At 68.7% G+C, this 23162-nt stretch carries 36 protein-coding genes; 2 read left to right on the forward strand and 34 right to left on the reverse strand.

What is annotated here, in order from left to right; translation table 11 throughout:
- Positions 1-11: 11 nt before the first annotated feature.
- The 6 genes from LCD31_RS06515 to infA all read right to left on the reverse strand — a co-directional run bounded on the left by LCD31_RS06515 (position 12) and on the right by infA (position 3238).
- A complete protein-coding gene (locus LCD31_RS06515) occupies positions 12-1094 on the reverse strand; it encodes a DNA-directed RNA polymerase subunit alpha (RefSeq protein WP_224956624.1) in 1083 nt (360 codons plus the stop codon).
- 143 nt (positions 1095-1237) lie between these two features.
- The gene (rpsD, locus tag LCD31_RS06520) at positions 1238-1843 is read right to left on the reverse strand and encodes a 30S ribosomal protein S4 (RefSeq protein WP_224956626.1); all 606 of its coding nucleotides are present in this window, start codon (positions 1841-1843) and stop codon (positions 1238-1240) included.
- 23 nt (positions 1844-1866) lie between these two features.
- Positions 1867-2271, reverse strand: coding sequence for a 30S ribosomal protein S11 (gene rpsK, locus LCD31_RS06525; protein WP_224956627.1), 405 nt, complete (start codon positions 2269-2271; stop codon positions 1867-1869).
- 25 nt (positions 2272-2296) lie between these two features.
- Positions 2297-2677, reverse strand: a complete 381-nt coding sequence (gene rpsM, locus LCD31_RS06530) for a 30S ribosomal protein S13 (protein WP_224956628.1) — start codon at positions 2675-2677, stop codon at positions 2297-2299.
- A gap of 172 nt (positions 2678-2849) precedes the next feature.
- Positions 2850-2963, reverse strand: coding sequence for a 50S ribosomal protein L36 (gene rpmJ / locus LCD31_RS06535; protein WP_184476415.1), 114 nt, complete (start codon positions 2961-2963; stop codon positions 2850-2852).
- Between the two features lie 53 nt (positions 2964-3016).
- On the reverse strand, positions 3017-3238 hold the full coding sequence (gene infA / locus LCD31_RS06540) for a translation initiation factor IF-1 (protein ID WP_009948665.1): 222 nt from the start codon (positions 3236-3238) through the stop codon (positions 3017-3019).
- 581 nt (positions 3239-3819) lie between these two features.
- On the opposite strand from infA, the gene LCD31_RS06545 reads away from it, so the two are divergent.
- Together LCD31_RS06545 and LCD31_RS06550 are read left to right on the forward strand one after the other, a co-directional pair.
- On the forward strand, positions 3820-4461 hold the full coding sequence (locus LCD31_RS06545) for a methyltransferase domain-containing protein (protein ID WP_224956629.1): 642 nt from the start codon (positions 3820-3822) through the stop codon (positions 4459-4461).
- 115 nt (positions 4462-4576) lie between these two features.
- Positions 4577-5179 (forward strand): methyltransferase domain-containing protein, encoded by a 603-nt coding sequence (locus LCD31_RS06550; protein WP_224956630.1) that lies wholly within the window; start codon positions 4577-4579, stop codon positions 5177-5179.
- 118 nt (positions 5180-5297) lie between these two features.
- Here LCD31_RS06550 and map read toward each other — a convergent pair whose 3' ends face one another.
- The 28 genes from map to tuf all read right to left on the reverse strand — a co-directional run bounded on the left by map (position 5298) and on the right by tuf (position 23109).
- Positions 5298-6089 carry a type I methionyl aminopeptidase gene (map, locus tag LCD31_RS06555; protein WP_224956631.1) on the reverse strand — a complete coding sequence of 264 codons (792 nt, stop codon included), beginning with the start codon at positions 6087-6089 and terminating at the stop codon, positions 5298-5300.
- A gap of 32 nt (positions 6090-6121) precedes the next feature.
- Entirely contained in the window at positions 6122-6676 is a 555-nt protein-coding gene (locus tag LCD31_RS06560) for an adenylate kinase (protein WP_224956632.1), read from the reverse strand.
- A gap of 264 nt (positions 6677-6940) precedes the next feature.
- Positions 6941-8245: a preprotein translocase subunit SecY gene (gene secY, locus LCD31_RS06565; protein WP_224956633.1), complete on the reverse strand. Its 1305-nt coding sequence runs from the start codon at positions 8243-8245 to the stop codon at positions 6941-6943.
- Between the two features lie 518 nt (positions 8246-8763).
- Positions 8764-9360, reverse strand: coding sequence for a hypothetical protein (locus LCD31_RS06570; RefSeq protein WP_224956635.1), 597 nt, complete (start codon positions 9358-9360; stop codon positions 8764-8766).
- An 82-nt stretch (positions 9361-9442) separates the two neighbouring features.
- On the reverse strand, positions 9443-10048 hold the full coding sequence (locus tag LCD31_RS06575) for a hypothetical protein (protein WP_224956637.1): 606 nt from the start codon (positions 10046-10048) through the stop codon (positions 9443-9445).
- A gap of 89 nt (positions 10049-10137) precedes the next feature.
- On the reverse strand, positions 10138-10638 hold the full coding sequence (locus LCD31_RS06580; protein ID WP_224956639.1) for a hypothetical protein: 501 nt from the start codon (positions 10636-10638) through the stop codon (positions 10138-10140).
- Between the two features lie 735 nt (positions 10639-11373).
- A complete protein-coding gene (rplO, locus tag LCD31_RS06585; RefSeq protein ID WP_224956641.1) occupies positions 11374-11823 on the reverse strand; it encodes a 50S ribosomal protein L15 in 450 nt (149 codons plus the stop codon).
- A 2-nt stretch (positions 11824-11825) separates the two neighbouring features.
- A complete protein-coding gene (rpmD, locus tag LCD31_RS06590; RefSeq protein WP_224956643.1) occupies positions 11826-12008 on the reverse strand; it encodes a 50S ribosomal protein L30 in 183 nt (60 codons plus the stop codon).
- A gap of 1 nt (position 12009) precedes the next feature.
- Complete coding sequence (gene rpsE / locus LCD31_RS06595) at positions 12010-12621, reverse strand: 30S ribosomal protein S5 (RefSeq protein ID WP_184476393.1); 612 nt, start codon at positions 12619-12621, stop codon at positions 12010-12012.
- A 42-nt stretch (positions 12622-12663) separates the two neighbouring features.
- Positions 12664-13068: a 50S ribosomal protein L18 gene (gene rplR / locus LCD31_RS06600; RefSeq protein WP_255614166.1), complete on the reverse strand. Its 405-nt coding sequence runs from the start codon at positions 13066-13068 to the stop codon at positions 12664-12666.
- A 2-nt stretch (positions 13069-13070) separates the two neighbouring features.
- A complete protein-coding gene (gene rplF / locus LCD31_RS06605; protein ID WP_224956647.1) occupies positions 13071-13610 on the reverse strand; it encodes a 50S ribosomal protein L6 in 540 nt (179 codons plus the stop codon).
- Between the two features lie 12 nt (positions 13611-13622).
- The gene (gene rpsH, locus LCD31_RS06610; protein ID WP_184476384.1) at positions 13623-14021 is read right to left on the reverse strand and encodes a 30S ribosomal protein S8; all 399 of its coding nucleotides are present in this window, start codon (positions 14019-14021) and stop codon (positions 13623-13625) included.
- Between the two features lie 221 nt (positions 14022-14242).
- Positions 14243-14428, reverse strand: coding sequence for a type Z 30S ribosomal protein S14 (locus LCD31_RS06615; RefSeq protein WP_184476381.1), 186 nt, complete (start codon positions 14426-14428; stop codon positions 14243-14245).
- A gap of 42 nt (positions 14429-14470) precedes the next feature.
- Positions 14471-15034 (reverse strand): 50S ribosomal protein L5, encoded by a 564-nt coding sequence (rplE, locus tag LCD31_RS06620; protein WP_224956649.1) that lies wholly within the window; start codon positions 15032-15034, stop codon positions 14471-14473.
- A 2-nt stretch (positions 15035-15036) separates the two neighbouring features.
- Positions 15037-15351, reverse strand: a complete 315-nt coding sequence (gene rplX, locus LCD31_RS06625; protein WP_224956651.1) for a 50S ribosomal protein L24 — start codon at positions 15349-15351, stop codon at positions 15037-15039.
- Complete coding sequence (gene rplN / locus LCD31_RS06630; protein ID WP_224956653.1) at positions 15351-15719, reverse strand: 50S ribosomal protein L14; 369 nt, start codon at positions 15717-15719, stop codon at positions 15351-15353. Before rplN ends, rplX begins: the two co-directional genes overlap by 1 nt.
- 140 nt (positions 15720-15859) lie before the next feature.
- Entirely contained in the window at positions 15860-16141 is a 282-nt protein-coding gene (gene rpsQ, locus LCD31_RS06635) for a 30S ribosomal protein S17 (protein ID WP_224956655.1), read from the reverse strand.
- The gene (gene rpmC / locus LCD31_RS06640; protein ID WP_224956657.1) at positions 16138-16380 is read right to left on the reverse strand and encodes a 50S ribosomal protein L29; all 243 of its coding nucleotides are present in this window, start codon (positions 16378-16380) and stop codon (positions 16138-16140) included. The genes rpsQ and rpmC overlap by 4 nt, the downstream gene beginning before the upstream one ends.
- Positions 16380-16799 (reverse strand): 50S ribosomal protein L16, encoded by a 420-nt coding sequence (gene rplP, locus LCD31_RS06645; protein ID WP_224956659.1) that lies wholly within the window; start codon positions 16797-16799, stop codon positions 16380-16382. Before rplP ends, rpmC begins: the two co-directional genes overlap by 1 nt.
- Before the next feature lie 3 nt (positions 16800-16802).
- Positions 16803-17702: a 30S ribosomal protein S3 gene (gene rpsC / locus LCD31_RS06650; RefSeq protein ID WP_224956660.1), complete on the reverse strand. Its 900-nt coding sequence runs from the start codon at positions 17700-17702 to the stop codon at positions 16803-16805.
- A complete protein-coding gene (gene rplV / locus LCD31_RS06655; protein WP_224956661.1) occupies positions 17702-18115 on the reverse strand; it encodes a 50S ribosomal protein L22 in 414 nt (137 codons plus the stop codon). The genes rpsC and rplV overlap by 1 nt, the downstream gene beginning before the upstream one ends.
- Positions 18116-18147: 32 nt before the next feature.
- Complete coding sequence (rpsS, locus tag LCD31_RS06660) at positions 18148-18429, reverse strand: 30S ribosomal protein S19 (protein ID WP_224956662.1); 282 nt, start codon at positions 18427-18429, stop codon at positions 18148-18150.
- An 18-nt stretch (positions 18430-18447) separates the two neighbouring features.
- On the reverse strand, positions 18448-19281 hold the full coding sequence (gene rplB, locus LCD31_RS06665; protein ID WP_224956663.1) for a 50S ribosomal protein L2: 834 nt from the start codon (positions 19279-19281) through the stop codon (positions 18448-18450).
- A gap of 32 nt (positions 19282-19313) precedes the next feature.
- Complete coding sequence (gene rplW, locus LCD31_RS06670; protein ID WP_224956664.1) at positions 19314-19613, reverse strand: 50S ribosomal protein L23; 300 nt, start codon at positions 19611-19613, stop codon at positions 19314-19316.
- On the reverse strand, positions 19610-20281 hold the full coding sequence (rplD, locus tag LCD31_RS06675) for a 50S ribosomal protein L4 (protein ID WP_224956665.1): 672 nt from the start codon (positions 20279-20281) through the stop codon (positions 19610-19612). The genes rplW and rplD overlap by 4 nt, the downstream gene beginning before the upstream one ends.
- Complete coding sequence (gene rplC, locus LCD31_RS06680) at positions 20281-20931, reverse strand: 50S ribosomal protein L3 (protein WP_224956667.1); 651 nt, start codon at positions 20929-20931, stop codon at positions 20281-20283. The genes rplD and rplC overlap by 1 nt, the downstream gene beginning before the upstream one ends.
- A gap of 63 nt (positions 20932-20994) precedes the next feature.
- The gene (gene rpsJ, locus LCD31_RS06685; protein WP_009948626.1) at positions 20995-21300 is read right to left on the reverse strand and encodes a 30S ribosomal protein S10; all 306 of its coding nucleotides are present in this window, start codon (positions 21298-21300) and stop codon (positions 20995-20997) included.
- A 615-nt stretch (positions 21301-21915) separates the two neighbouring features.
- On the reverse strand, positions 21916-23109 hold the full coding sequence (tuf, locus tag LCD31_RS06690) for an elongation factor Tu (RefSeq protein ID WP_224956669.1): 1194 nt from the start codon (positions 23107-23109) through the stop codon (positions 21916-21918).
- Positions 23110-23162: the final 53 nt, after the last annotated feature.

A 23162-nucleotide genomic window follows, 5' to 3' on the forward strand; every position in this document is an offset into this window, starting at 1 on the left:
GCGCAACACAGCTACAGCTGCTCTGTCTCCGCGTAGTCCTGACCGTCGTCGTAGCCGTTGTCCTCGGCCACCGACAAGGAGCCCAGCGGGGTGTCGTCGTCCGCCGACCAGCCCTCCGAGGCGTACTCGGCAGCGGCGGCCGACGGGTCGAACCCGGGCGGGCTGTCCTTGAGGGACAGGCCCAGACCCACCAGCTTCAGCTTGACCTCGTCGATGGACTTCGCACCGAAGTTGCGAATGTCCAGCAGGTCGGCCTCGCTGCGCGACACCAGCTCACCGACGGTGTGGATCCCCTCCCGCTTGAGGCAGTTGTAGGAACGCACCGTCAGGTCCAGGTCCTCGATCGGCATCGCGTAGGCCGCGATGGTGTCGGCCTCCGCGGGCGACGGCCCGATCTCGATGCCCTCGGCATCCACGTTGAGCTCGCGCGCCAACCCGAACAGCTCGACCAGGGTCCGACCGGCCGACGCGACCGCGTCGCGCGGCGTGATCGACGGCTTGGTCTCGACGTCCAGGATCAGCTTGTCGAAGTCGGTGCGCTGCTCGACGCGGGTCGCCTCGACCTTGTACGTCACCTTCAGCACCGGCGAGTAGATCGAGTCGACCGGGATGCGGCCGATCTCGGCACCGGTCTGCTTGTTCTGCACCGCCGGGACGTAGCCGCGACCGCGCTCGACGACGAGCTCGATCTCCAGCTTGCCCTTGCCGTTGAGCGTGGCGATGTGCAGATCCGGGTTGTGCACGGTGACCCCGGCCGGCGGCACGATGTCGGCCGCGGTGACCTCACCGGGGCCCTGCTTGCGCAGGTACATCGTGACCGGCTCGTCCTCCTCGGAGCTCGTGACGAGCTCCTTGAGGTTCAGGATGACGTCGGTGACGTCCTCCTTCACGCCCGGGATGGTGGTGAACTCGTGCAGCACACCGTCGATCCGCAGGCTGGTGACGGCCGCACCGGGGATCGAGGACAGCAGGGTGCGGCGCAGCGAGTTGCCGAGGGTGTAGCCGAAGCCGGGCTCCAGCGGCTCGATGACGAACCGGGAGCGGGTCTCGGTCACGGCCTCTTCGGCCAGTGAGGGTCGCTGGGAGATGAGCATGTGAGTTTCCTTTGCCTACGACGCCCGCTATTTGACGTCGGTGGAATGGCTGCCCGCGGCGAACCGCGGGCGGACGGCGGAATCCGGCTCCGCCGCCCGGACGGCCACCGCCGGCGACCTGGTGGGGCCGCCGGCGGGAAGCATCACTTCGAGTAGTACTCGACGATGAGCTGCTCGGTGACCGGGGTGTCGATCTGCGCGCGCTCCGGGAGCTGGTGCACCAGGACGCGGAGGTTCGACGGGACGACCTGCAGCCACGCCGGCACCGGCCGCTCGCCCAAGGTCTCCTTGGCGATGATGAACGGCGTGGTGTTGATCGACTTCGGCTTCACGTCGATGATGTCGAACTTCGAGACCTGGAAGCTCGGAACGTTCACCTTGGTGCCGTTGACCACGAAGTGGCCGTGGCTGACCAGCTGCCGCGCCATCCGCCGGGTGCGGGCCAGGCCCGACCGGTAGATCACGTTGTCCAGGCGGGACTCCAGCAGCTGCAGGAGGTTCTCGCCGGTACGGCCGGTGCGGCGGTTGGCTTCCTCGTAGTACGAGCGGAACTGGCGCTCGAGGATGCCGTAGGTGAAACGAGCCTTCTGCTTCTCCTGGAGCTGCAGCAGGTACTCGGTTTCCTTGATGCGCGCGCGCCCGTGCTGACCCGGCGGGTACGGACGACGCTCGAACGCCTGGTCCCCACCGATGAGGTCAACCTTCAGACGGCGGGACTTGCGGGTCGCGGGACCGGTGTAACGTGCCATCTTCTTCTACTCCTCTCCCGCGATCAGACCCGGCGCCGCTTGGGCGGCCGGCAACCGTTGTGCGGCTGCGGGGTCACGTCCTGGATCGTGCCGACCTCGAGGCCGGCGGCCTGCAGCGAGCGGATCGCCGTCTCGCGGCCCGAGCCCGGGCCCTTCACGAAGACGTCGACCTTCTTCATGCCGTGCTCGGCGGCCTTGCGGGCAGCGTTCTCAGCGGCCATCTGCGCGGCGTACGGGGTGGACTTGCGGGAGCCCTTGAACCCGACGTGGCCCGCGGAGGCCCAGCTGATCACAGCACCGGTCGGGTCCGTGATGGACACGATGGTGTTGTTGAAGGTGCTCTTGATGTGCGCCTGTCCGTGCGCGACATTCTTCTTTTCCTTGCGCCGCACCTTCTTGACGGCGCCGGTGCGAGACTTGGGTGGCATAGCTGTCGTGGTCTCCTAGCGACGCTTACTTCTTCCCGGCCTTCTTCTTGCCGGCGACCGTCTTCTTCGGCCCCTTGCGGGTACGGGCGTTGGTCTTCGTCCGCTGCCCGTTCAACGGGAGGTGGCGGCGGTGCCGCGTCCCCTCGTAGCAACCGATCTCGATCTTCCGGCGGATGTCGGCCGCGACCTCGCGGCGCAGGTCACCCTCGACCCGAAAATTGTTCTCGATGTAGTCGCGGAGCTTCGCGAGCTGCTCGTCGTCGAGATCCTTCGCGCGGGCGTCGAACGAGATGTCCGTCGCCTTCAGGATCTCCTGGGAACGGCTGCGGCCGATCCCGAAGATGTAGGTCAGCGCGACCTCCATGCGCTTGTCGCGCGGGAGGTCGACACCGGTGATCCGTGCCATTGCGGCAGGTCTCCTTCGTGTCGTTCCAGGTCTGCAACCCCAGCCACCTCCGCGCCGCGGACGGCGCGAAGCCCCGGCCTGGAACCGGGGGTCGACCGGCTCACCTCGCGAGCCGGCAGGTCAGGGGAGTTCCCTTGGATTGTCTGTAGCTACCCGTCTGCGACGGACGCGATCAGCCCTGGCGCTGCTTGTGGCGCTGGTTGTCGCAGATGACCAGGACCCGCCCGTGACGGCGGATGATCTGGCACTTGTCGCAGATCTTCTTCACACTCGGTTGGACCTTCACGGCCTGTGCTCTCCTGCTCGGACGCGTGCCCGGTCTCCCGGACACCGTGGAGGTCACTTGTAGCGGTAGACGATGCGCCCACGGGAAAGGTCGTAGGGCGAGAGCTCCACGACGACCCGGTCCTCGGGCAGGATGCGGATGTAGTGCTGACGCATCTTGCCACTGATGTGCGCGAGGACCTTGTGCCCGTTCTCCAACTCGACGCGGAACATCGCGTTGGGGAGCGGCTCGATCACGCGACCCTCGACCTCAATGGCCCCGTCTTTTTTGCCCATGTCCTCCGCGTTTCGTGACGGTGACGGTTGGTAAGGCTTGCGCCTTCGGCCACCTGACCAGGAGACTTCCCCCAGGACTGGTGGCAGGCGCACTGCGGCCGGTCCGGACGCCCTGAGCCCTGCGGCGTGAACCGCTGGACACCCGTGGGGCGACTTGGCCAGCGAGCCGGAACCGACCCCCTGCACGCGCCCCCTGCGAGCAGGACGCACGACGAACCGGCGCGATGAGTGCGCCGTTGCTCCACTGTACGCGCACGCGGATCGCGCCTTCACCCGGGGCCGGGCAACACCCCAGGTCGGCGGGCTCGGCCGGTTCGGCGGACGCCCGCGGGCCGGGTCCGTCCCGGCGCGGCGGTGGGACGGGACCGCCCACTCGGGCGGTTGCGGGGCCGCTCGCGGGCTGTCTACGTTCGATCTCACCCGGCGGCGCGACGACGACGTCGCCCGGAGCCGCGGGCACTCCGGTCACCGGTGCCTCCGCCGCGCACCCCGGCCACGGGAAGCCGCGAGGCCGCCCGCCCAGGGCATCGGCCACCCCAGCGATCCCGTTCCGACCACCGAACCGCGCTTCGAGGAGAGCAGTGACCGCCCAACAGGACCGTCCCGCCAGCACTCGCCCGTCCGGCCTGCCCGGCAAGCTCGGCGAGTACCGCGCCTTCCTCGCCGGAGCCGTGCGCAACCCGCAGAAGGTCGGCGCGGCCACCCCCACCTCGGCGGCGGTCGCCGGGGTCGTCGCCCAGGTGGTGCCCACCACCGGCCAGCCCGTGGTGCTGGAGCTCGGCCCCGGCACCGGTTCGCTCAGCGGCGGCATCCGGGATCGGCTGCCCGCCGGGGCCCGGCACGTCGGCATCGAGCTCGTCGACGAGATGGTGCGCCACCTGCAGGTGCACGCCCCGTGGATGGAGCTGGTCCACGGCGACGCAGGCGACCTGGTCCCGCTGCTGGCCGAACGGGGCGTCGACCAGGTGGACGCCGTGATCAGCAGCCTGCCCTGGTCGCTGCTGGGCGAAGCCGACCAGGACCGGATCCTCGGCGAGGTCACCAAGGTGCTCGCCCCGCACGGCGCGTTCACCGCGCTGACCTACCTGCCCGCCGAGCACAACACCGGCGGGCGGCGCTTCCGGCAACGGCTCGCCGCCACCTTCGACGAGGTCATCACGCACACCACGTGGCGCAACCTCCCGCCGATCCTGCACTACATCTGCCGCCGACCGCTGCTCTGATCGGACGGACCGCCCAGCGCACGCAATTCCCCCGCACGGCAGCGTCATCGCCCGCGCGCGGCGCCCGAGTCGCTACCGTGCCGCACGGACCGCCCGACCGATCCAGGAGCGCCGAGTGAGCAAGCGAGCCAAGCTGCACGAGTACCGCACCTTCGTCACGCGAGCCGTGCGGCAGCCCGGAACCGTAGGTGCGGTGCTGCCCACCTCCGAGCACGTGGCCCGCGCGGTCGCCGAGGTCGTACCCGCGCACGGGACGCCGACGGTCCTCGAACTGGGCCCCGGCACGGGGGCGCTGAGCGGCGCGCTGCACGAACGGCTGCCCGCGGGTGCCGACCACTTCGCGGTGGAGATCGACTCGGAGATGGTGCGCTACCTCGCCGCGACCAAGCCGTGGCTGGAGGTCATCGAGGGCGACGCCGGGCACCTCGGCGACCTGCTGCGCACCGCGAACCGCAACCAGGTCGACGCGGTGATCAGCAGCATCCCGTGGACCCTGCTGCCGGCGGACAAGCAGCGCGAACTGCTCGCGGAGGTCGCGAAGGCGCTGACCCCCGGCGGCGTGTTCACCACCGTCACCTACGTGACGACGCTGTGGCGGCGGAACACGATCGCCTTCACCGAACTGCTGCGGGAGACCTTCGAGGAGGTCCTGCCGCGCAGCACCGTGTGGCGCAACGTCCCGCCGGCCCGCGTCTACGTCTGCCGCCGCCCCCGCTGACCCCTGCCGCCGCAGCCCTGCCGCGAACGCGTGCTCGCGGGCGGGCCGGTGGCCCCGAACAGCGGAACGCCCCACCCGCCGGATCGGCGAGCGGGGCGTCCTGCGCGTTCGGGTCCGGTCAGCTCTCCGGGGCGGTCAGCACCCAGGGGCCGTTCTCGGTGATCGCGACGGTGTGCTCCCAGTGGGCCGCGCGGGAGCCGTCGACGGTGACCACGGTCCACTCGTCGTCGAGCTCCTCGGTCTCCGCGGAACCCAGCGTCAGCATCGGCTCCACCGCCAGCGCCATGCCGACCCGCAGCTTCGGGCCGCGGCCCGGCTTGCCGAGGTTCGGCAGGAAGGGCTCCATGTGCATCTCGGTGCCGATGCCGTGCCCGCCGTACTCGGCGATGATCCCGTACTGGTTGCCGTCGGCCTTGGCCGCGGCCTGGGCGGCGCTCTGCACCGCGTGCGAGATGTCGGTGAGGTGCGCACCGGCCTGGGCGCGCTGCAGACCGGCCCACATGGCCTTGCGGGTCGCGTCGGACAGCGCCTGGTCGCGGGCGCTGACGGTGCCGACGGACAGCGTGACCGCGGAGTCCCCGTGCCAGCCGTCCAGGATCGCCCCGCAGTCCACCGAGAGCAGGTCGCCGTCGGCGAGCACCTCGGACTTCGAGGGGATGCCGTGCACGACCTTCTCGTTCAGCGACGCGCAGATCGACGCCGGGAAACCGTGGTAGCCCTGGAACGACGGGACCGCGCCCGCGTCCCGGATCACCTGCTCGGCGAGCTCGTCGAGCTCACCGGTGCTCACGCCCGGCTCCGCTTTCGCGGTCACCGCGGCGAGCGCGTCGGCGACGACCAGCCCAGCGGCCCGCATGGCCTCGATCTCGCCGGTCGATTTGAGCTCGATGCCCTTGCCTCGCCGAAACACCCGTGCTCCCGTCCGTTCCTCGGTGCCGCTCGTCAGGCCTTCTGGCCCAGCGCGTCCAGCGCGCGGTCGGTGATCTCCTCGACCGAACCGAGCGCGTTGATCTTGACCACCTTGGGGCGGTAGTAGTCCAGCAGCGGCTCGGTCTCCGAGTGGTAGACCGCGAGCCTGCGCCGGATCACGTCCTCGGTGTCGTCGGAGCGGCCGCGGGCCAGCATGCGGCTCACCAGCTCCTCCTCCGGCACGTCGAACTGGAGGACCGCGGAGAGCTCCATGCCGTTCTCGGCCAGGATCTCGCCGAGCACGTCGGCCTGCGGCGTGGTGCGCGGGAACCCGTCGAGCAGGAACCCCTTCTGCGCGTCCGGCTCCGCGAGGCGCTCCCGCACCATCTCGTTGGTGACCTCGTCGGGCACCAGTTCACCGGCGTCGATGTAGGACTTGGCCTGCTGCCCGAGCGGCGTGGAATTGCCGATGTTCGCCCGGAACAGGTCGCCGGTGGAGATGTGCGGAACGGCGAGCCGTTCGCCCAGCACGGCCGCTTGGGTGCCCTTGCCCGCACCCGGCGGGCCGACGAGAACCAATCGCACCAAGGGTCTGCCTCCGAATCATTCCGGTGGTCTGCCGCCACCTTCGTCGAGCGCTCCGCACTCACCCCGTGGAGTGCGGATGCTGGTCACCGCGCGCGTTGCCCGGCGCTCCGGCGACCGTGCGGTGCGCCTGGGATCTCAGCCCAGGCAGGCACCGCGTCAGACGTCGCCGCGGACGGACACCCTAGTGCAAGCGCTGCGCGGAACGCCCGTGAGTGAGCTTCCGCGATGCGAAACGCCGTGTCCGGTATCCGTTGTCCGACGAGTTTACCGGAGGAAACCCTCGTAGTTCCGCTGCGTGAGTTGGCTCTCGATCTGCTTCACCGTGTCCAAGCCGACGTTGACCATGATCAACACAGCGGTGCCGCCGAACGGGAAGTTCTGGTTCCCGCCCTGGCCGGTCAGGCCCAGGAAGAAGTTCGGCAGGATCGCGATGATGCCCAGGTACAGCGAACCGGGCAGCGTGATCCGGGAGAGCACGAAGCTCAGGTACTCCGCGGTCGGCCTGCCGGGCCGGATGCCGGGGATGAACCCGCCGAACTTCTTCATCTCGTCCGCCCGCTCTTCCGGGTTGAACGTGATCGAGACGTAGAAGTAGGCGAAGAAGATGATCATCGCCATGTACAGCAGGATGTGCACCCAGCTGGACGGGTCGACGATGTAGGTCTGGATGAACCGCGCCCACCAGGAGTCCTGGTTGCCCGCGAGCTGCCCGAGCAGCTGCGGCAGGTACAGCAGCGAGGAACCGAAGATCACCGGGATGACACCGGCCTGGTTCACCTTCAACGGCAGGTAGGTCGAGGTGCCGCCGTACATCCGGCGCCCGATCATCCGCTTCGCGTACTGCACCGGGATGCGGCGCTGCGCCTGCTCGATGAAGACCACCGTCGCGATGATGGCCACCGCGAACACCAGGATCACCGCGAACACCAGGCCGCCGTGCGTCTGCAGGATCTGGCCGCCCTCGGCGGGGATCCGCGCCGCGATCGAGGTGAAGATGAGCAGCGACATGCCGTTGCCGATACCGCGCTCGGTGATCAGCTCGCCCATCCACATCAGCAGTGCGGCGCCCGCCGTCATCACGACCACGATCGTGATGAGGTTCAGCACCGAGCTGTCCGGGATGACGTCCGCGGTGCAGTTCGGGAAGAGCTGGCCGCGCTCGGCGAGCGCGACGATGCCGGTCGCCTGCAGCACCGCCAGCGCGATCGCCAGGTACCGGGTGTACTGCGTCAGCTTCGCCTGGCCGGACTGGCCTTCCTTCTTCAGCTGCTCGAAGCGTGGAATGACCACCTGGAGCAGCTGCACGATGATGCTCGCGGTGATGTAGGGCATGATGCCCAGCGACAACACCGACAACTGCAACAACGCGCCACCGCTGAACAGGTTCAACAGCGAGAAGACGCTCTGACTGCCCTGCAACTCCTGGTAGCACTGCTGGACGTTCGGGTACGAGACCCCCGGGGAGGGAATCGTGGCGCCGAGCCGGTACAGCACGACCATGCCCAGAGTGAACAGGATCTTGCGGCGCAGGTCCGGCGTCGCCAGAGCCGAGCGGAAGGCGCCGAGCACGCGAACCTCCTGGTGCGCAAGCCGGGAGTACCGGCCGAACGATGGCCGGCTTCCCAATTCCTCGTACACGGGGCCGGCACGGCTGGAAAATCCACAGCACCGTGCTCGGCACGGTGCTGCCTGGGCGACTCTAGCAGGTCGCCTAACGCGTCCCGCCGGTCGGCGGTGATCCGCCGCACCTCGGATCGTTCCCGTTCGACGAACACGACTGGGAACGACCCGAGCGACGCACGGTGACCGCCACCGCCGAGGCCGAGCACCCCGCTCCGCGCGACGGGGAAAACCCCCACACCGCCCGAATTCGAAACCACACGAAGAGTCGCGCGGTCCGCCATGTCAGCGGCGAAGCCGATGAGCGGAGACCACCCGAGCAAGAGGACCACCCGCGGGTTCTCAGCGTTCTCCTCGCGAGGACAGCGTTTCCTCCGGTGGCGGAGCCACCGGTGAGAACGATCCCGCAGCGAGGAGGACGCTGAGGTTCCGCCACCCCACCCCCGGAGCAAGACGAGCGGAGCAGATCAGCCGCAGTTCGCGGCGTGCTCCTCCTCCGTCATCGGGCTGGTGTCCTGGACGACCGTGCTCTGCTGGTCCTCGGCCGGGCCGGTGACCTCCATCGGCACGTACCAGATGTAGTGGTCGTAGAACTTGTCCTCGAAGTGCAGCTCGTAGGTGCCCGTCACCTTCTGCATCTTCGGTCCGTAGTAGACCCGCCCGGCGTCGCCCGGCTGCACGTCGATGTTCGTCGTCTGGCTCTCGGTGTGGGATTCCTTCCACTCGTGGCCGTAGCTGGCCTTGAAGGTCACCTTGAACACCTCGCCGAACGAGGTCGACATGGACAGCCCGAGGCTGTTGCTCTCCGAGGTGGTGTCGGACCAGCTGACGCCCATCCGCTGCGGCAGCTCGGTGCAGTTGAACGTCGGGCTGCCCACCTGCTCCGAGGTGTTCTGGAAGTACTCGGGCTCGCCCTCCGGGTGGAACACGCAGCTGTCGGTGCCGTTGTCGCACTTCTCCAGGAGTTCGCGAGCGGTCGGTTCCTCCGCGGCGGAGGCGGGCGGGGCGATCAGCAGTCCCGCGGCGGCGGTCGCGGCCGCGGCGGTGGCGATGCGTCGGATCATCGGGAGACCTCTTCTCGATGGGCGGGGGGCGGGGGCCGGGGGGCGGGGGGGGGGGGGCCGGGCGGCGGGCCCGCCGTTCCCGTCACGGGCATTGGGAGATCTCCTCCTCCGTCATGTCCCGCACGTGCTGGCTGACCGCGCTCGTCGGGTCCGGGGCCGGCCCGGTGATCTCCATCGGCACGTACCAGATGTAGTGGTCGTGGAACTTGTCCTCGAAGTGCAGCTCGTAGGTGCCCTTCACCTTCTGCATCTGCGCGGCGCGCTCCACCGAACCCACCTGGTTCGGTTCGGTGTCCACGTGGGTCGTCTGGGATTCGGTGTGCGATTCCTCCCAGGTGTGCTCGTAGCTCTGCTCGTAGGCGACGGCGAAGACCTTGCCGAACCCGGCTTCCGTGGTCATGGACAGGCCGACGCTGTTGCTCTGCGAGGTGGTGTCCGACCACTCCACCGAGAACCGCTGCAGGCCGTCGGTGCAGTTGTAGACCGGGTCGCCGACGGTGTGCCGGTCCTCCACGTAGTACTCGGGTTGCCCTTCCGGGTGGAACACGCAGCTGTCGGTGCCGTTGTCGCACTTCTCCATCAGCTCGCGGGTGGTCGGTTCGTCGGCGGCCGAGGCCGCGGGGGCGAAGGCCAGCGAGGCCAGCGAGAACGCGGAGACGAGCACCGCGCTGGTCCGGCGTGGGGACATGGCTTCTCCTCGTTGAGAGCGGGGCCCGCGGCGGAACTCGGTGCGGGGGGGGCGGATCGCGCCGCGGGGAGACCCGGCCGCCCGATCGCTCAGCTCAGCCCGACCGACTGGGTGCGGTCGTTCATCAGGTCACCGACGTAGGCGGTGTTCTCCTTGAACGGCCCGTCGCGGTCGCCGCCGAGGCCCGGCTCGGGGTACAGCCAGATCCAGCAGTCGCCCCACGGCTGCACCGAGGTGACCCGGTCCTTCCAGTCGTCCGGCAGGTCGATCTGGTAGTCGACCCAACCGTCCTTCTCGCACAACCCGGAGCCGTAGATGGTGAAGCTGTCGCCGCCGTAGTTCTCCTCGTCGAACAGCGTGCCCTGGACGACCTCGCCGTCCCGGGTGTCCGCGGCGGCGGCGCCGGCGCTGCCGGTGGCTTCGGCGAGGGTGTCGAAGCAGTGCTGCTGCCCGGTGTCGGCGTGGAAGGCGCAGTGCCGCGCGGGGGCGGCGTCCGTGGTCCCGGCCGCGGTGGCGACTCCGGGAATGGCGGCCGTCAGCAGCGACATCGCCACCAGCGGGAGTCCTGCGCGCAACGTTCGAAGCCGCATGTCCGCTCCTCAGGTCTTCGTCGATCGGAGGTGTGCTTCGGGGCACTTGCCCGATCAAGGTAGAGCGGCCCGAGATTGGTCTGCACCAGCAAATGGGAGGGCTGCATTCGGCGGAACGGCGGCGGGCGCTCACACTTTTCGCGGCGGCCGTTCGGCGCAGCACCACTGCTCCGAGAGCCCCGCGCGGCGACCGGAACCACGAGCGCCGAACGACGAAACCCCAGCGCAGCAAGGCCCTCATCCGCTCGGCGCCGACATCGGCCGCACCCGGTCGGGAACGCGGAGCGGACCGGCCGCGCACCACCGCCGTTCACCGCGGCGGCACGATCCGTTCACCACGGCGGCGCGGAAACCGCGGCGCAGCGCGCCCCGCACCCGGCTGACGAACCGGAATCGCAGGTCAGCACCTCGCGCCCGCGAGGTGGAACGGCGAAGAACCAGGAAATCACCAGAATCCGGCGTTCCGGCCCCGCACATGCGTGAGGGGCCGCCCCCCCCCACCCGGGCCCCCCCCCCCCCCCCCCCCAAACCCCCGGGTTGTGGGTCTTTTTTTGGGCGCCGCCGCGGGGCCACTTTAGCTCCCCCCGGGCGGGCGCCACAGCCGGGTTCCCCGCGCGCGCCCCCCCCCCCCCCCCCCCCCCCCCCCCCCCCCCCCCCCCCCCCCCCCCCCCCCGGCCCCCCCCCCCCCCCCCCCCCCCCCCCCCCCCCCCCCCCACGACCGGATCACCGCGTCGTTCAGCTGTCCAGCTTGGTCGCCGAACCGCCCGCGGCAGTGATCTTCTCCTGCGCGCTGCCGGTGAAGGCGTGCGCGGTGACGTCCAGCTTGACGCCCTCCAGCTCGCCGCCACCGAGGATCTTCACCAGTTCGCCCTTGTTGGCGAGACCGGCCGAAATCAGCTCGTCGAGACCGACGGTGCCGCCGTTCGGGAACGCAACGGCCAGGCGGCCGAGGTTCACGCCCTGGTACTCCACGCGGTTGCGGTTCTTGAAGCCGCGAAGCTTCGGCAGCCGCATGTGGATCGGCATCTGCCCGCCCTCGAAGCGCGGGGAGACGGTCTTGCGAGCCTTGGTGCCCTTGGTACCGCGGCCCGCGGTCTTGCCCTTGGAACCCTCACCACGGCCGACCCGGATCTTGTCCCGGTTCGAACCCGGCGCGGGCCGCAGGTCATGGATCTTGATGACCATGATCAGTCGACCTCCTCAACCGTCACCAGGTGGTGCACGGCCTTGATCAGGCCACGCGTGTTCGCGTCGTCCGGGCGAACAACCGACTGGCGGATCTTGCGCAGCCCGAGGGTGCGCATGCTGTCCCGCTGGTTGCTCTTGGTGCCCACCAGACCACGCGTCTGAGTGATCTTCAGCTGTGCCACGTCACGCCCCCTGACCGGCACGGGCGCGCAGCATGAACGCGGGAGCCACGTCCTCCAGCGGCAGACCGCGGCGGGCCGCGACCTCCTCCGGACGCTGCAGGCTCTTCAGCGCCGCCACGGTGGCGTGCACGATGTTGATCGGGTTGTCGCTGCCCAGCGACTTGCTCAGCACGTCGTGCACGCCGGCGCCTTCCAGCACCGCGCGCACCGGGCCACCGGCGATGACACCGGTACCGGCGCTGGCCGGGCGCAGCATGACGACGCCTGCGGCGTCCTCACCCTGCACCGGGTGCGTGATCGTGCCGCCGAGGCGGGGGACGCGGAAGAAGTTCTTCTTCGCCTCCTCCACGCCCTTGGCGATCGCCGCGGGCACTTCCTTGGCCTTGCCGTAGCCGACACCGACCATGCCGTCGGTGTCACCGACGACCACGAGCGCGGTGAAGCTGAACCGCCGGCCGCCCTTGACGACCTTCGCGACGCGGTTGATCGTCACGACGCGCTCGAACTGCATGCTCTTCTCTTGGGCCGCCCCGCCACGGCCACCGTCGCGGCGGTCCCGGCGGTCTTTGCCGCCGGACTCCGAACCGCCGTCACGCCGAGTGCGTCCAGGCATCAGGCGTCCCTCTCGATCGTTGTCATCTCAGTCGTACGCATGTCAGAACTCCAGGCCGCCCTCGCGAGCGGCATCGGCCAGCGCCGCGACGCGGCCGTGGTAGGCGTTGCCGCCCCGGTCGAACACGACCTTCTCGACCCCGGCGTCCTTGGCGCGAGCCGCAACCAGCTCGCCGACCTTGGTCGCCTTGGCCTTCTTGTCGCCCTCGAGGGTGCGCAGGTCGGCTTCCATGCTGGAGGCCGACGCCAGCGTGTGACCCGCGACGTCGTCGATGACCTGCGCGACGATGTGCCGCGTGGACCGGGTCACGACCAGGCGCGGACGCGCAGGCGTGCCGCTGATCTTCTTGCGGAGCCGGAAGTGGCGGTTGGCGCGGGCGATCCGACGCACGGTCGAGATGTCCTTGCCCACGGGCTTGCGCTTCGTAGCAGTGGTTGTCTCGCTCATGGTCACTTACCCGTCTTTCCGACCTTGCGGCGGATGGTCTCGCCGGCGTACCGGACGCCCTTGCCCTTGTACGGGTCGGGGCGGCGCAGCTTGCGGATCCTGGCTGCGACCTCGCCGACCAGCTGCTTGTCGATGCCCTTGACCGACAGCTTGGTCGCGCCGTCGACCGCGAACTCGATGCCCTGCGGCGGCTCGATCACGATGGGGTGGCTGTAGCCCAGGGAGAACTCGAGGTTCGATCCCTTGAGCAGCACGCGGTAACCCACGCCGTGGATCTCGAGGTTCTTCTGGTAGCCCTGGCTGACGCCGAGCACCATGTTGTTGACCAGGCTGCGCGAAAGACCGTGCAGCGAGCGGCTCTCCCGCTCATCGTCCGGCCGCTTGACCAGGACCGACCCGTCGTCATCCTTCTCGACGATGATGGGCTCGGCGATGTTCTGTTCCAGGGTGCCCTTCGGCCCCTTGACCGTCACCGCCTGCCCGTCGATGGTGACCTCGACGCCGGAGGGCACGGTGATCGGAAGCTTCCCGATGCGCGACATGCTCCTCCTCCCTTACCAAACGTAGGCGAGGACTTCCCCGCCCACGCCTTGCTTGATGGCCTGCCGGTCGGTCACCAGACCACCCGACGTGGAAATGATCGCGATGCCCAGTCCGCCGAGAACCTTCGGCAGGTTGGTGGACTTCGCGTAGACCCGCAGGCCGGGCTTCGAGACCCGTCGCAGGCCGGCGATGCTGCGCTCCCGGTTCGGGCCGTACTTGAGCTCGACGACCAGGTTCTGGCCCTTCTCGCCCTGCTCGGCACGGGAACCCGTCACGTAACCCTCGCGCTTGAGGATCTCGGCGATGTTCGCCTTGAGCTTCGAATGCGGCATCACGACCTCGTCGTGATAAGCCGAGCTTCCATTCCGCAGACGCGTCAGCATGTCTGCGATGGGATCGGTCATCGTCATGGTGACCTGGTCCACCTTTCTCACCCGGTTCCGACGGACCCGGACGCGCCCCGCGCTGCGGGAGGTCTGGATCCTGGCCTAGGCGAAGTCGGATCACGCCTGCTCGATCGGCAGGCTCATGTCAGCGGCGCGCACGCGCGCCAGCCCGCCGAAGCGGGCAAAAGACCTGGTGGTGCCCGCCGAGCGTACCCGTCACCGGGTGGCGCTCAGCGGGCGGGCACTCACCAGGAAGACTTGCTCACGCCCGGCAGCTCGCCGGCGTGCGCCATCTCGCGGAAGCACACGCGGCACAGGCCGAACTTGCGGAAGACCGACCGCGGACGCCCGCAACGCTGGCAGCGGGTGTAGCCGCGCACCTTGAACTTGGGCTTGCGGGCGGCCTTGTTGATCAGCGCCTTCTTGGCCATCGGCTCAGTTCTCCTTGTTTCGACGCCCAGCGATACCCGACATCACTGCTCCTTGAACGGGAAGCCCAGGTGGCGCAGCAGCCGCCGGCCTTCCTCATTGGTGGTGGCCGTGGTCACCACGGTGATGTCCATACCGCGAGGACGGTCGATCGAGTCGGGGTCGATCTCGTGGAACATCGACTGCTCGTTGAGCCCGAAGGTGTAGTTGCCGTTGCCGTCGAACTGCTTCGGCGACAGGCCGCGGAAGTCACGGATGCGCGGCAGCGCGATGGTGACCAGGCGGTCGACGAACTCCCACATGCGGTCGCCGCGCAGCGTGACGCGCGCGCCGATCGGCATGCCTTCGCGCAGCTTGAACTGAGCGATGGACTTGCGGGCCCGGCGGATCTCGGGGCGCTGACCGGTGATGATGGTCAGGTCGCGGACCGCGCCTTCGATGAGCTTGCTGTCCCGGGCGGCGTCGCCGACACCCATGTTGACGACGACCTTGACGACGCCGGGCACCAGCATGGGGTTCGCGTACTCGAACTCCTGCTGCAGGGCCGGGCGGATCTCGTCGCGGTACCGGGTCTTGAGCCGGGGGACGATCTTCTCTGCGGTAGTCATGATCAGATGTCCTTCCCGTTGCGGCGAGAGACGCGGACCTTCTTGCCGTCCTCGCCGATCCGGTAGCCCACGCGAGTGGGGTTGCCGTCGGAGTCGACCACCATCACGTTGCTCACGTGGATGGCCGCTTCCTGGGTGACGATGCCGCCGGACTGCGCACCGCGTTCGGTCCGGGAGACCTTGGTGTGCTTCTTGATCCGGTTGACGCCCTCGACGAGGACGCGCTCGCGCTGCGGGTAGGCCGCGATGACCTTGCCCCGGGCACCCTTGTCCTTGCCGGAGATCACGACGACCGTGTCGCCCTTCTTGATCTTCATCACAGCACCTCCGGCGCGAGCGAAATGATCTTCATGTACTTCTTGTCGCGCAGCTCGCGGCCGACGGGGCCGAAGATGCGGGTCCCGCGCGGACCACCGTCCGGCTTGATCAGCACCGCGGCGTTCTCGTCGAACCGGATGTACGAGCCATCCGCGCGGCGCTTCTCCTTCTTCTGGCGGACGATGACGGCCTTGACCACATCGCCCTTCTTCACACCGGCACCCGGGATGGCTTCCTTCACGGTGGCGACGATGACGTCACCGATACCCGCGTAGCGCCGGCCGGAACCACCGAGGACGCGGATCGTGAGGATCTCCTTGGCCCCAGTGTTGTCAGCGACGCGAAGTCGCGACTCCTGCTGGATCACGTCTGACTCCTGACCCTAAGTGCCCGCACCCTGCGCGCGGACACACTCTGGCGCGCCAAATTTCCGACCTGACGCGCGCGGTCATCACCCGAAGCGGGCCGGGCGCCGACATACCGGCGACCGGCCCGCTTCCGATGTCCTTACTTGGCCCGTTCCACGACCTCGACGAGGCGCCAGCGCTTCGTCGCGGACAGCGGCCGGGTCTCCATCAGGAGAACGCGGTCGCCGATCCCGGCCGTGTTGGCCTCGTCGTGCGCCTTGACCTTGGTGGTCTGGCGCATGACCTTGCCGTAGAGAGCGTGCTTCTTGCGGTCCTCGAGGGAGACCACGATCGTCTTGTCCATCTTGTCCGAGACGACGTAGCCCTCGCGGGTTTTGCGGTAGTTCCGCGCCACGCTCTGTCCTTCTGCCTGGCTGCTCATGCCGCGCCCTCCTCGGTCGCGTCAGGGGACACCGTCAGGCCGAGCTCGCGCTCGCGCATGATGGTGTAGATCCGGGCGATGTCCCTGCGGACCACGCGCAACCGGCGGTTGTTCTCCAACTGCCCGGTCGCCATCTGGAACCGAAGGTTGAACAGCTCTTCCTTCGACTCCCGGACGCGGGCCAGCAATTCCTCGTCGCCCAGCTCCCGGAGCTCACCAGCGGTGACACCAGCCGCCATCAGAAGTCACCACCCTCGCGGGACACGATCTTGCACTTCATCGGCAGCTTGTGCGCCGCACGGGTCAGCGCCTCCACAGCCGTCTTCTTGTTCGGGAAGTTCAGCTCGAACATGACGCGGCCGGGCTTGACGTTCGCGACCCAGGACTCGGGCGAACCCTTACCGGAACCCTGCCGGGTCTCGGCCGGCTTCTTCGTCAGCGGGCGGTCCGGGAAGATGTTGATCCAGACCTTGCCGCCACGCTTGACGTGCCGGGTGATGGCGATACGAGCCGACTCGATCTGCCGGTTGGTCACGTAGCCGTGCTCGATCGCCTGGATGCCGTATTCGCCGAAGTTGATGCGGGTGCCGCCCTTGGCGAAGCCCTTGCGCTTCGGTGCGTGGCTCTTGCGCCACTTCACCCTGCGTGGGACCAGCACTGCTCAGCCCTCCGTCTTCTGATCGGCCTGCGGCTCGGCCACGGCCGGGGCGTTGGCGGTCGCCGCGTCGCCCGCGGTCTGCGCCTGCTCCGGGCTCTCCGCCGTACCGCCCTTGGCTGCGGCGCGGCCGGCCTCGGTGCCGCCGGCACCGGTGGTGCCGGAAGCGCCGGAGCGACGGCGGCCACCGCGCTCGGAACGGCCGCCGCGCTCACCGCGGCCGCCACCCTCGCCGCGAGGCGCGCGCACCTCGGACTGCTCCTGCTTCTGCTTCAGGCCGCCGACCAGCTCGCCCTTGTAGATCCACACCTTGACGCCGATGCGACCGAACGTGGTGCGGGCCTCGAAGAAGCCGTAGTCGATGTCCGCGCGCAGCGTGTGCAGCGGGACGCGACCCTCGCGGTAGAACTCGGAACGGGACATCTCGGCCCCGCCCAGCCGGCCACCGCACTGCACCCGGATGCCCTTGACCTGCGGCGAGCGCATGGCCGACTGGATGGCCTTGCGCATCGCGCGCCGGAAGGACACGCGGTTGGACAGCTGCTCGGCCACGCCCTGCGCGACGAGCTGCGCGTCGGCCTCGGAGTTCTTGACCTCGAGGATGTTGAGCTGGACCTGCTTGCCGGTCAGCTTCTCCAGCGAACCGCGGATGCGGTCCGCCTCGGCACCGCGACGGCCGATGACGATGCCCGGCCGGGCGGTGTGAATGTCCACCCGGACCCGCTCGCGGGTGCGCTCGATCTCCACCTTGGAGATCCCTGCGCGCTCCATACCGCGAGAGAGCCGACGGCGGATCTTGACGTCCTCCGCAACGTATTCCGCGTACTGCTTGTCGGCGTACCACCGGGACTTCCAGTCCGTGGTGATGCCGAGTCGGAAGCCGTGCGGGTTGATCTTCTGACCCACTACCGGGCACTCCCCTTCTGGCTCTTCGTCTTACCGGCCGCCTTCGGCCGCGACTCCACCTCGATGGTGATGTGCGCGGTCCGCTTGCGAATCCGGTACGCACGGCCCTGGGCACGGGGCTGGAACCGCTTCAGCGTCGGTCCCTCGTCCACGTACGCCCGGTGCACCCACAGGGTGTCGGGGTCGAGCGACTGGTTGTTCTCCGCGTTGGCGACGGCACTGGCGAGCACCTTCGACACCGGACCGCTGGCGGCCTGCGGCGCGAACTGGAGCACTGCCAGGGCTTCGCTGGCGCTACGGCCCTTGATGAGCTCGACCACGCGACGGGCCTTCATCGGCGTCACGCGGACGAAGCGGGCCCGCGCCACCGCGCGGGTGTCAGCCGCAGCGGTGTCGTCGGAACGGGCTGTCATCCTGCTACCCCTTGCTCTTGGTTCGCCCCCGCTCAGCGGCGGCGCGACTTCCGGTCATCCTTGACGTGGCCCTTGAAGGTCCTCGTCGGCGCGAACTCGCCCAGCTTGTGTCCGACCATCGACTCGGTGATGAACACCGGGATGTGCTTGCGACCGTCGTGCACCGCGAAGGTGTGGCCGAGCATGTCCGGGATGATCGTGGACCGGCGGGACCAGGTCTTGATCACGGTCTTCTTGCCCGACTCGTTCAGCGCGTCCACCTTCTTGAGCAGGTGGTCGTCCACGAACGGGCCCTTCTTGAGGCTGCGTGGCATGTGCTTCTACCTCCCTGCTCAGCGCTTCTTGCCGGTGCGACGGCGCCGGACGATGAGCTTGTCACTGGGCTTGTTGCGGCGGGTGCGACCCTCGGGGCGGCCCTTGGGGTTGACCGGGTGGCGACCACCGGAGGTCTTGCCCTCACCACCACCGTGCGGGTGGTCGACCGGGTTCATGACGACACCGCGGACGGTCGGGCGCTTGCCCTTCCACCGCATGCGGCCTGCCTTGCCCCAGTTGATGTTCGAGTGCTCGGAGTTGCCGACCTCGCCGACGGTGGCCCGGCAGCGCGCGTCCACGTTGCGGATCTCGCCCGAAGGCATCCGCAGCTGGGCGTACGGGCCGTCCTTGGCCACCAGCTGGACCCGGGCACCGGCGGAACGCGCGATCTTGGCGCCGCCACCGGGGCGGAGCTCGATCGCGTGGATCACGGTACCGGTCGGGATGTTGCGCAGCGGGAGGTTGTTCCCGGGCTTGATGTCAGCCCGCGGCCCGCTCTCGACCCGGTCGCCCTGCCCGATGCCGTTCGGCGCGATGATGTAGCGCTTCTCGCCATCCAGGTAGTGCAGCAGCGCGATGCGTGCGCTGCGGTTCGGGTCGTACTCGATGTGCGCGACCTTGGCCGGCACACCGTCCTTGTCGTTGCGGCGGAAGTCGATGATGCGGTAGGCCCGCTTGTGGCCCCCGCCCTGGTGCCGCGTGGTGATCTTGCCGTGCGCGTTGCGGCCGCCGCGACCGTGCAGCGGACGCACCAGCGACTTCTCCGGCTCCGACCGGGTGATCTCGGCGAAGTCGGACACGCTGGAGCCGCGACGGCCCGGCGTCGTCGGCTTGTGCTTGCGAATGCCCATCTCTGTAGAAACCTCGTCCTAATCAGCGCCGGTCAGGCGGCCGGTCCGCCGAAGATCTCGATCGGCTTGCTCTCCGGGGACAGCGTCACGATCGCCCGCTTCGTGTCCTTGCGCTTGCCGTACCCGGTGCGGGTGCGCTTGCGCTTGCCGTTGCGGTTGATCGTGTTCACGTTGGTGACCTTGACATCGAAGATCTTCTCAACGGCGATCTTGATCTCGGTCTTGTTCGAGCCGGGGCGAACCAGGAAGGTGTACTGGCCCTCCTCCAAGAGCCCGTAGCTCTTCTCGGAGACGACCGGCGCCAGGATGATGTCTCGCGGGTCGGGGATCACTGCTGTGCCTCCTCAGCGCTCGCGGCCGTGGCGACCTGCGCAGGCCCGGCGACGAACCGCTCGAACGCGGCCTTGGTGAACACCACGTCGTCGTTGACCAGCACGTCGTAGGTGTTGAGCTGACCCGGCGTGATCAGGTGCACGTTCGTCAGGTTCCGCAGGCTCAGCCAGGAATTGGCCTCCTCCGCGTTGTTCAGCACGACCAGCACGCGCTTCGCCTGGGTCCAGGTGCGGACCGCGGCCTTGGCGGCCTTGGTCGACGGCGTCTCGCCACCGACCACGTGCGTCACGACGTGCAGCTGGCCGGCGCGAACGCGGTCGGACAGCGCACCGCGCAGCGCGGCGGCCTTCATCTTCTTGGGGGTGCGCTGGGTGTAGTCCCGCGGCTGCGGGCCGTGCACCGTGCCACCACCGGTGAACTGGGGAGCCCGGATCGAGCCCTGGCGGGCGTTACCGGTGCCCTTCTGCCGGTACGGCTTCTTGCCGCCACCGGAGACCTGGCCGCGAGTCTTCGTGGCGTGCGTGCCCTGGCGAGCGGCGGCCAGCTGGGCCGTCACCACCTGGTGCATCAGGGCCACGTTGGCCTGCACGTCGAAGATCTCGGCGGGCAGCGTCACGCTGCCGTCGGTCGCGCCGTCCGGGGTACGGACGTCCAGCGTCGCGCTCATCACGCACCACCCTTCGCGGGGCTCTTGACCAGAACCAGGCCGCCCTTGGGGCCGGGAACGGCACCCTTGATCAGCAACAGGCCGGACTCGCCTTCCACCCGGTGAACCTTGAGGTTCTGGGTGGTCACGCGGTTGGAGCCCATCCGGCCCGCCATCCGCATGCCCTTGAAGACACGACCCGGGGTGGCGCAGCCACCGATCGAGCCGGGCTTGCGGTGCACGGCCTGCGCACCGTGGCTCATCGGCTGGCGGTGGAAGCCGTGCCGCTTGATCGTGCCGGCGAAGCCCTTGCCCTTGCTGGTGCCGACGACGTCGACGACCGCACCGGACTCGAACACCTCAGCGGTGATCTCCTGGCCGACTTCGTACTCACCGGCGTCGTTCGTGCGCAGCTCCACGAGGTGGCGGCGCGGCGTGACCCCGGCCTTGGTGAAGTGGCCGGTGCGCGGCTTGTTCACCTTGCGGGGGTCGATGGCGCCGAACGCCAGCTGCACGGCCGAATAGCCGTCCTTGTCGGGGGTACGGATCTGGGTGACCACGTTCGGCCCGGCCTGCACGACGGTCACCGGGACGACCCGGTTGTTCTCGTCGAAGACCTGGGTCATGCCGAGCTTGGTGCCCAGAATCCCCTTGATCTGCCTGTCAGACATCAGTCTTGTTCTCTCCGCACTACGGCCGGCCCGCGGACGAGCCGTCTCAAGATGGGCCGACCCTTACTGGATGTTCACGTCGACGCTGGCCGGCAGGTCGATGCGCATCAACGCGTCCACCGTCTTCGGCGTCGGTTCGAGGATGTCGATGAGCCGCTTGTGCGTCCGCATCTCGAAGTGCTCCCGCGAGTCCTTGTACTTGTGCGGAGAGCGGATGACGCAGTAGACGTTCTTCTCCGTCGGCAGCGGCACCGGCCCGACGACCCGAGCGCCGGTGCGCGTCACGGTCTCGACGATCTTGCGCGCGGACGCGTCGATCGCCTCGTGGTCGTAGGCCTTGAGCCGGATGCGGATCTTCTGTCCCGCCATAGTGGCTTGCCGTTCCTCTAGTCTCGTGCCGCCAGTGGTCGGCGCTGTGGCGGTCCTCAGCTCGATGCTGACGACGGCGCCTGCGCCCATGGGCTTCGGGTGCCCGTCGCGGCCTGGGCCGGTGAGCTCCCGGCGGGATGACTCCCGCACGGAGGGCCCAGCCCTCGGTCCGCCCCTGTTCAGGTTGCTGGTGCCCGGTACACGCGGTCGGGCGTGTCGCCCACTGCGCACAGACCGGTCCCACCGAACTTCGCCGTTGGGATGGATCCGAGAGCTTCTCGAAAGACACCCTCTAAGACCCGTACACCTAGTTCTTTGCACCCTGCCGGACGGCGACGCGGGAAGACTCCCGTCGCAGCGCCCAGGCCCGGCCGAAACCGGTCCTGCTCCGAAACTCCAGGGCGCGGGGCTTCTCGTGGCGGAGCGGCCGGGACTTCCACTGACAGGTGATGAACACCCGGGAAACCGGCCGCTCCGAACGAGCAACCCATACAGGATGACACACGCCGGATGCCAGCCCGAATCGGGGGGTGGTTTCCGGGTCCGCGCCGCGGCACGACCCCGAAAACCAGCGAGGGCCTGCCCCCTGGGAAGGAAGCAGGCCCTCGCGGTGGATCACTTGATGATCTTGGTGACGCGACCCGCGCCGACCGTACGACCACCCTCGCGAATCGCGAAGCGGAGGCCGTCGTCCATCGCGATCGGCTGGATCAGCTGCACCGTCATCTCGACGTTGTCACCCGGCATGACCATCTCGGTGCCCTCGGGGAGGGTCACGACGCCGGTCACGTCGGTGGTGCGGAAGTAGAACTGCGGCCGGTAGTTGTTGAAGAACGGGGTGTGACGGCCACCGTCCTCCTTCGACCGGATGTAGACCTGGCACTCGAACTCGGTGTGCGGGGTCGTGGTCTTCGGCTTGACGACCACCATGCCGCGCTCGACGTCCTCGCGCTTGATGCCGCGCACGAGCAGACCGACGTTGTCACCGGCCTGGCCCTCGTCCAGCAGCTTCCGGAACATCTCGACGCCGGTGACCGTGGTCTTCAGCGCGGTGTCCTTGATGCCGACGAGCTCGACCTCTTCGTTGACCTTGATGATGCCGCGCTCGATGCGACCGGTCACCACGGTGCCGCGGCCGGTGATCGAGAAGACGTCCTCGACCGGCATCAGGAAGGGCTTGTCGGTCTCGCGCTCCGGGTCCGGAACGTTCTCGTCGACCGCGTCGAGCAGCTCGACGATCTTGTTGGACCACTCGGGGTCGCCCTCGAGCGCCTTCAGCGCGGAGACGCGGATGACCGGAGCGTCGTCGCCGTCGTACTCCTCGCCGGAGAGCAGCTCGCGCACCTCCATCTCCACGAGCTCCATGATCTCCTCGTCGTCGACCATGTCGGCCTTGTTCAGCGCGACGAGGATGTAGGGCACGCCGACCTGGCGAGCCAGCAGCACGTGCTCACGCGTCTGCGGCATCGGACCGTCGGTGGCGGCGACGACCAGGATCGCCCCGTCCATCTGAGCGGCACCCGTGATCATGTTCTTCACGTAGTCGGCGTGACCGGGGGCGTCGACGTGCGCGTAGTGACGCTTCTCGGTCTGGTACTCGACGTGCGCGATCTGGATCGTGATGCCGCGCTGCTTTTCCTCGGGAGCCTTGTCGATCTCGTCGAACGGCGTGAAGGGGTTCAGCTCCGGGTACTTCTCGTGCAGCACCTTGGTGATGGCCGCGGTGAGCGTGGTCTTGCCGTGGTCAACGTGACCGATGGTCCCGATGTTGACGTGCGGCTTGTCCCTCTCGAACTTCGCCTTAGCCACTGGATTGTCCTCCTGGACTTGGTTCTCTTTCCGCCGTACGACTAGCCAGTCCC

This window comes from Saccharopolyspora sp. 6M (assembly GCF_020176775.1).
Taxonomy (GTDB): domain Bacteria; phylum Actinomycetota; class Actinomycetes; order Mycobacteriales; family Pseudonocardiaceae; genus Saccharopolyspora_C; species Saccharopolyspora_C gregorii.

Excerpts from the sequence above, each read along its gene's own strand:
- rplR (WP_255614166.1), bottom strand. The coding sequence starts at position 13,068 with ATGAGCGAGACAACCACTGCTACGAAGCGCAAGCCCGTGGGCAAGGAC.
- rpsJ (WP_009948626.1), bottom strand. The coding sequence starts at position 21,300 with ATGGCGGGACAGAAGATCCGCATCCGGCTCAAGGCCTACGACCACGAG.
- rpsD (WP_224956626.1), bottom strand. The coding sequence starts at position 1,843 with ATGGCACGTTACACCGGTCCCGCGACCCGCAAGTCCCGCCGTCTGAAG.
- rplV (WP_224956661.1), bottom strand. The coding sequence starts at position 18,115 with ATGACAGCCCGTTCCGACGACACCGCTGCGGCTGACACCCGCGCGGTG.
- rplC (WP_224956667.1), bottom strand. The coding sequence starts at position 20,931 with ATGTCTGACAGGCAGATCAAGGGGATTCTGGGCACCAAGCTCGGCATG.
- rpsS (WP_224956662.1), bottom strand. The coding sequence starts at position 18,429 with ATGCCACGCAGCCTCAAGAAGGGCCCGTTCGTGGACGACCACCTGCTC.
- infA (WP_009948665.1), bottom strand. The coding sequence starts at position 3,238 with ATGGGCAAAAAAGACGGGGCCATTGAGGTCGAGGGTCGCGTGATCGAG.
- LCD31_RS06615 (WP_184476381.1), bottom strand. The coding sequence starts at position 14,428 with ATGGCCAAGAAGGCGCTGATCAACAAGGCCGCCCGCAAGCCCAAGTTC.
- rpsQ (WP_224956655.1), bottom strand. The coding sequence starts at position 16,141 with ATGAGCAGCCAGGCAGAAGGACAGAGCGTGGCGCGGAACTACCGCAAA.
- rplB (WP_224956663.1), bottom strand. The coding sequence starts at position 19,281 with ATGGGCATTCGCAAGCACAAGCCGACGACGCCGGGCCGTCGCGGCTCC.
- rplE (WP_224956649.1), bottom strand. The coding sequence starts at position 15,034 with ATGACTACCGCAGAGAAGATCGTCCCCCGGCTCAAGACCCGGTACCGC.
- rpsM (WP_224956628.1), bottom strand. The coding sequence starts at position 2,677 with ATGGCACGGATCACCGGTGTCGACCTCCCGCGCGACAAGCGCATGGAG.
- rpmC (WP_224956657.1), bottom strand. The coding sequence starts at position 16,380 with ATGGCGGCTGGTGTCACCGCTGGTGAGCTCCGGGAGCTGGGCGACGAG.
- rplD (WP_224956665.1), bottom strand. The coding sequence starts at position 20,281 with ATGAGCGCGACGCTGGACGTCCGTACCCCGGACGGCGCGACCGACGGC.
- rplF (WP_224956647.1), bottom strand. The coding sequence starts at position 13,610 with ATGTCGCGCATCGGGAAGCTTCCGATCACCGTGCCCTCCGGCGTCGAG.
- rplO (WP_224956641.1), bottom strand. The coding sequence starts at position 11,823 with ATGGTCATCAAGATCCATGACCTGCGGCCCGCGCCGGGTTCGAACCGG.
- rpsH (WP_184476384.1), bottom strand. The coding sequence starts at position 14,021 with ATGACGATGACCGATCCCATCGCAGACATGCTGACGCGTCTGCGGAAT.
- LCD31_RS06570 (WP_224956635.1), bottom strand. The coding sequence starts at position 9,360 with ATGATCCGACGCATCGCCACCGCCGCGGCCGCGACCGCCGCCGCGGGA.
- rpsE (WP_184476393.1), bottom strand. The coding sequence starts at position 12,621 with ATGCCTGGACGCACTCGGCGTGACGGCGGTTCGGAGTCCGGCGGCAAA.
- rpsK (WP_224956627.1), bottom strand. The coding sequence starts at position 2,271 with ATGCCACCCAAGTCTCGCACCGGCGCCGTCAAGAAGGTGCGGCGCAAG.
- rplX (WP_224956651.1), bottom strand. The coding sequence starts at position 15,351 with ATGAAGATCAAGAAGGGCGACACGGTCGTCGTGATCTCCGGCAAGGAC.
- LCD31_RS06580 (WP_224956639.1), bottom strand. The coding sequence starts at position 10,638 with ATGCGGCTTCGAACGTTGCGCGCAGGACTCCCGCTGGTGGCGATGTCG.
- LCD31_RS06575 (WP_224956637.1), bottom strand. The coding sequence starts at position 10,048 with ATGTCCCCACGCCGGACCAGCGCGGTGCTCGTCTCCGCGTTCTCGCTG.
- LCD31_RS06515 (WP_224956624.1), bottom strand. The coding sequence starts at position 1,094 with ATGCTCATCTCCCAGCGACCCTCACTGGCCGAAGAGGCCGTGACCGAG.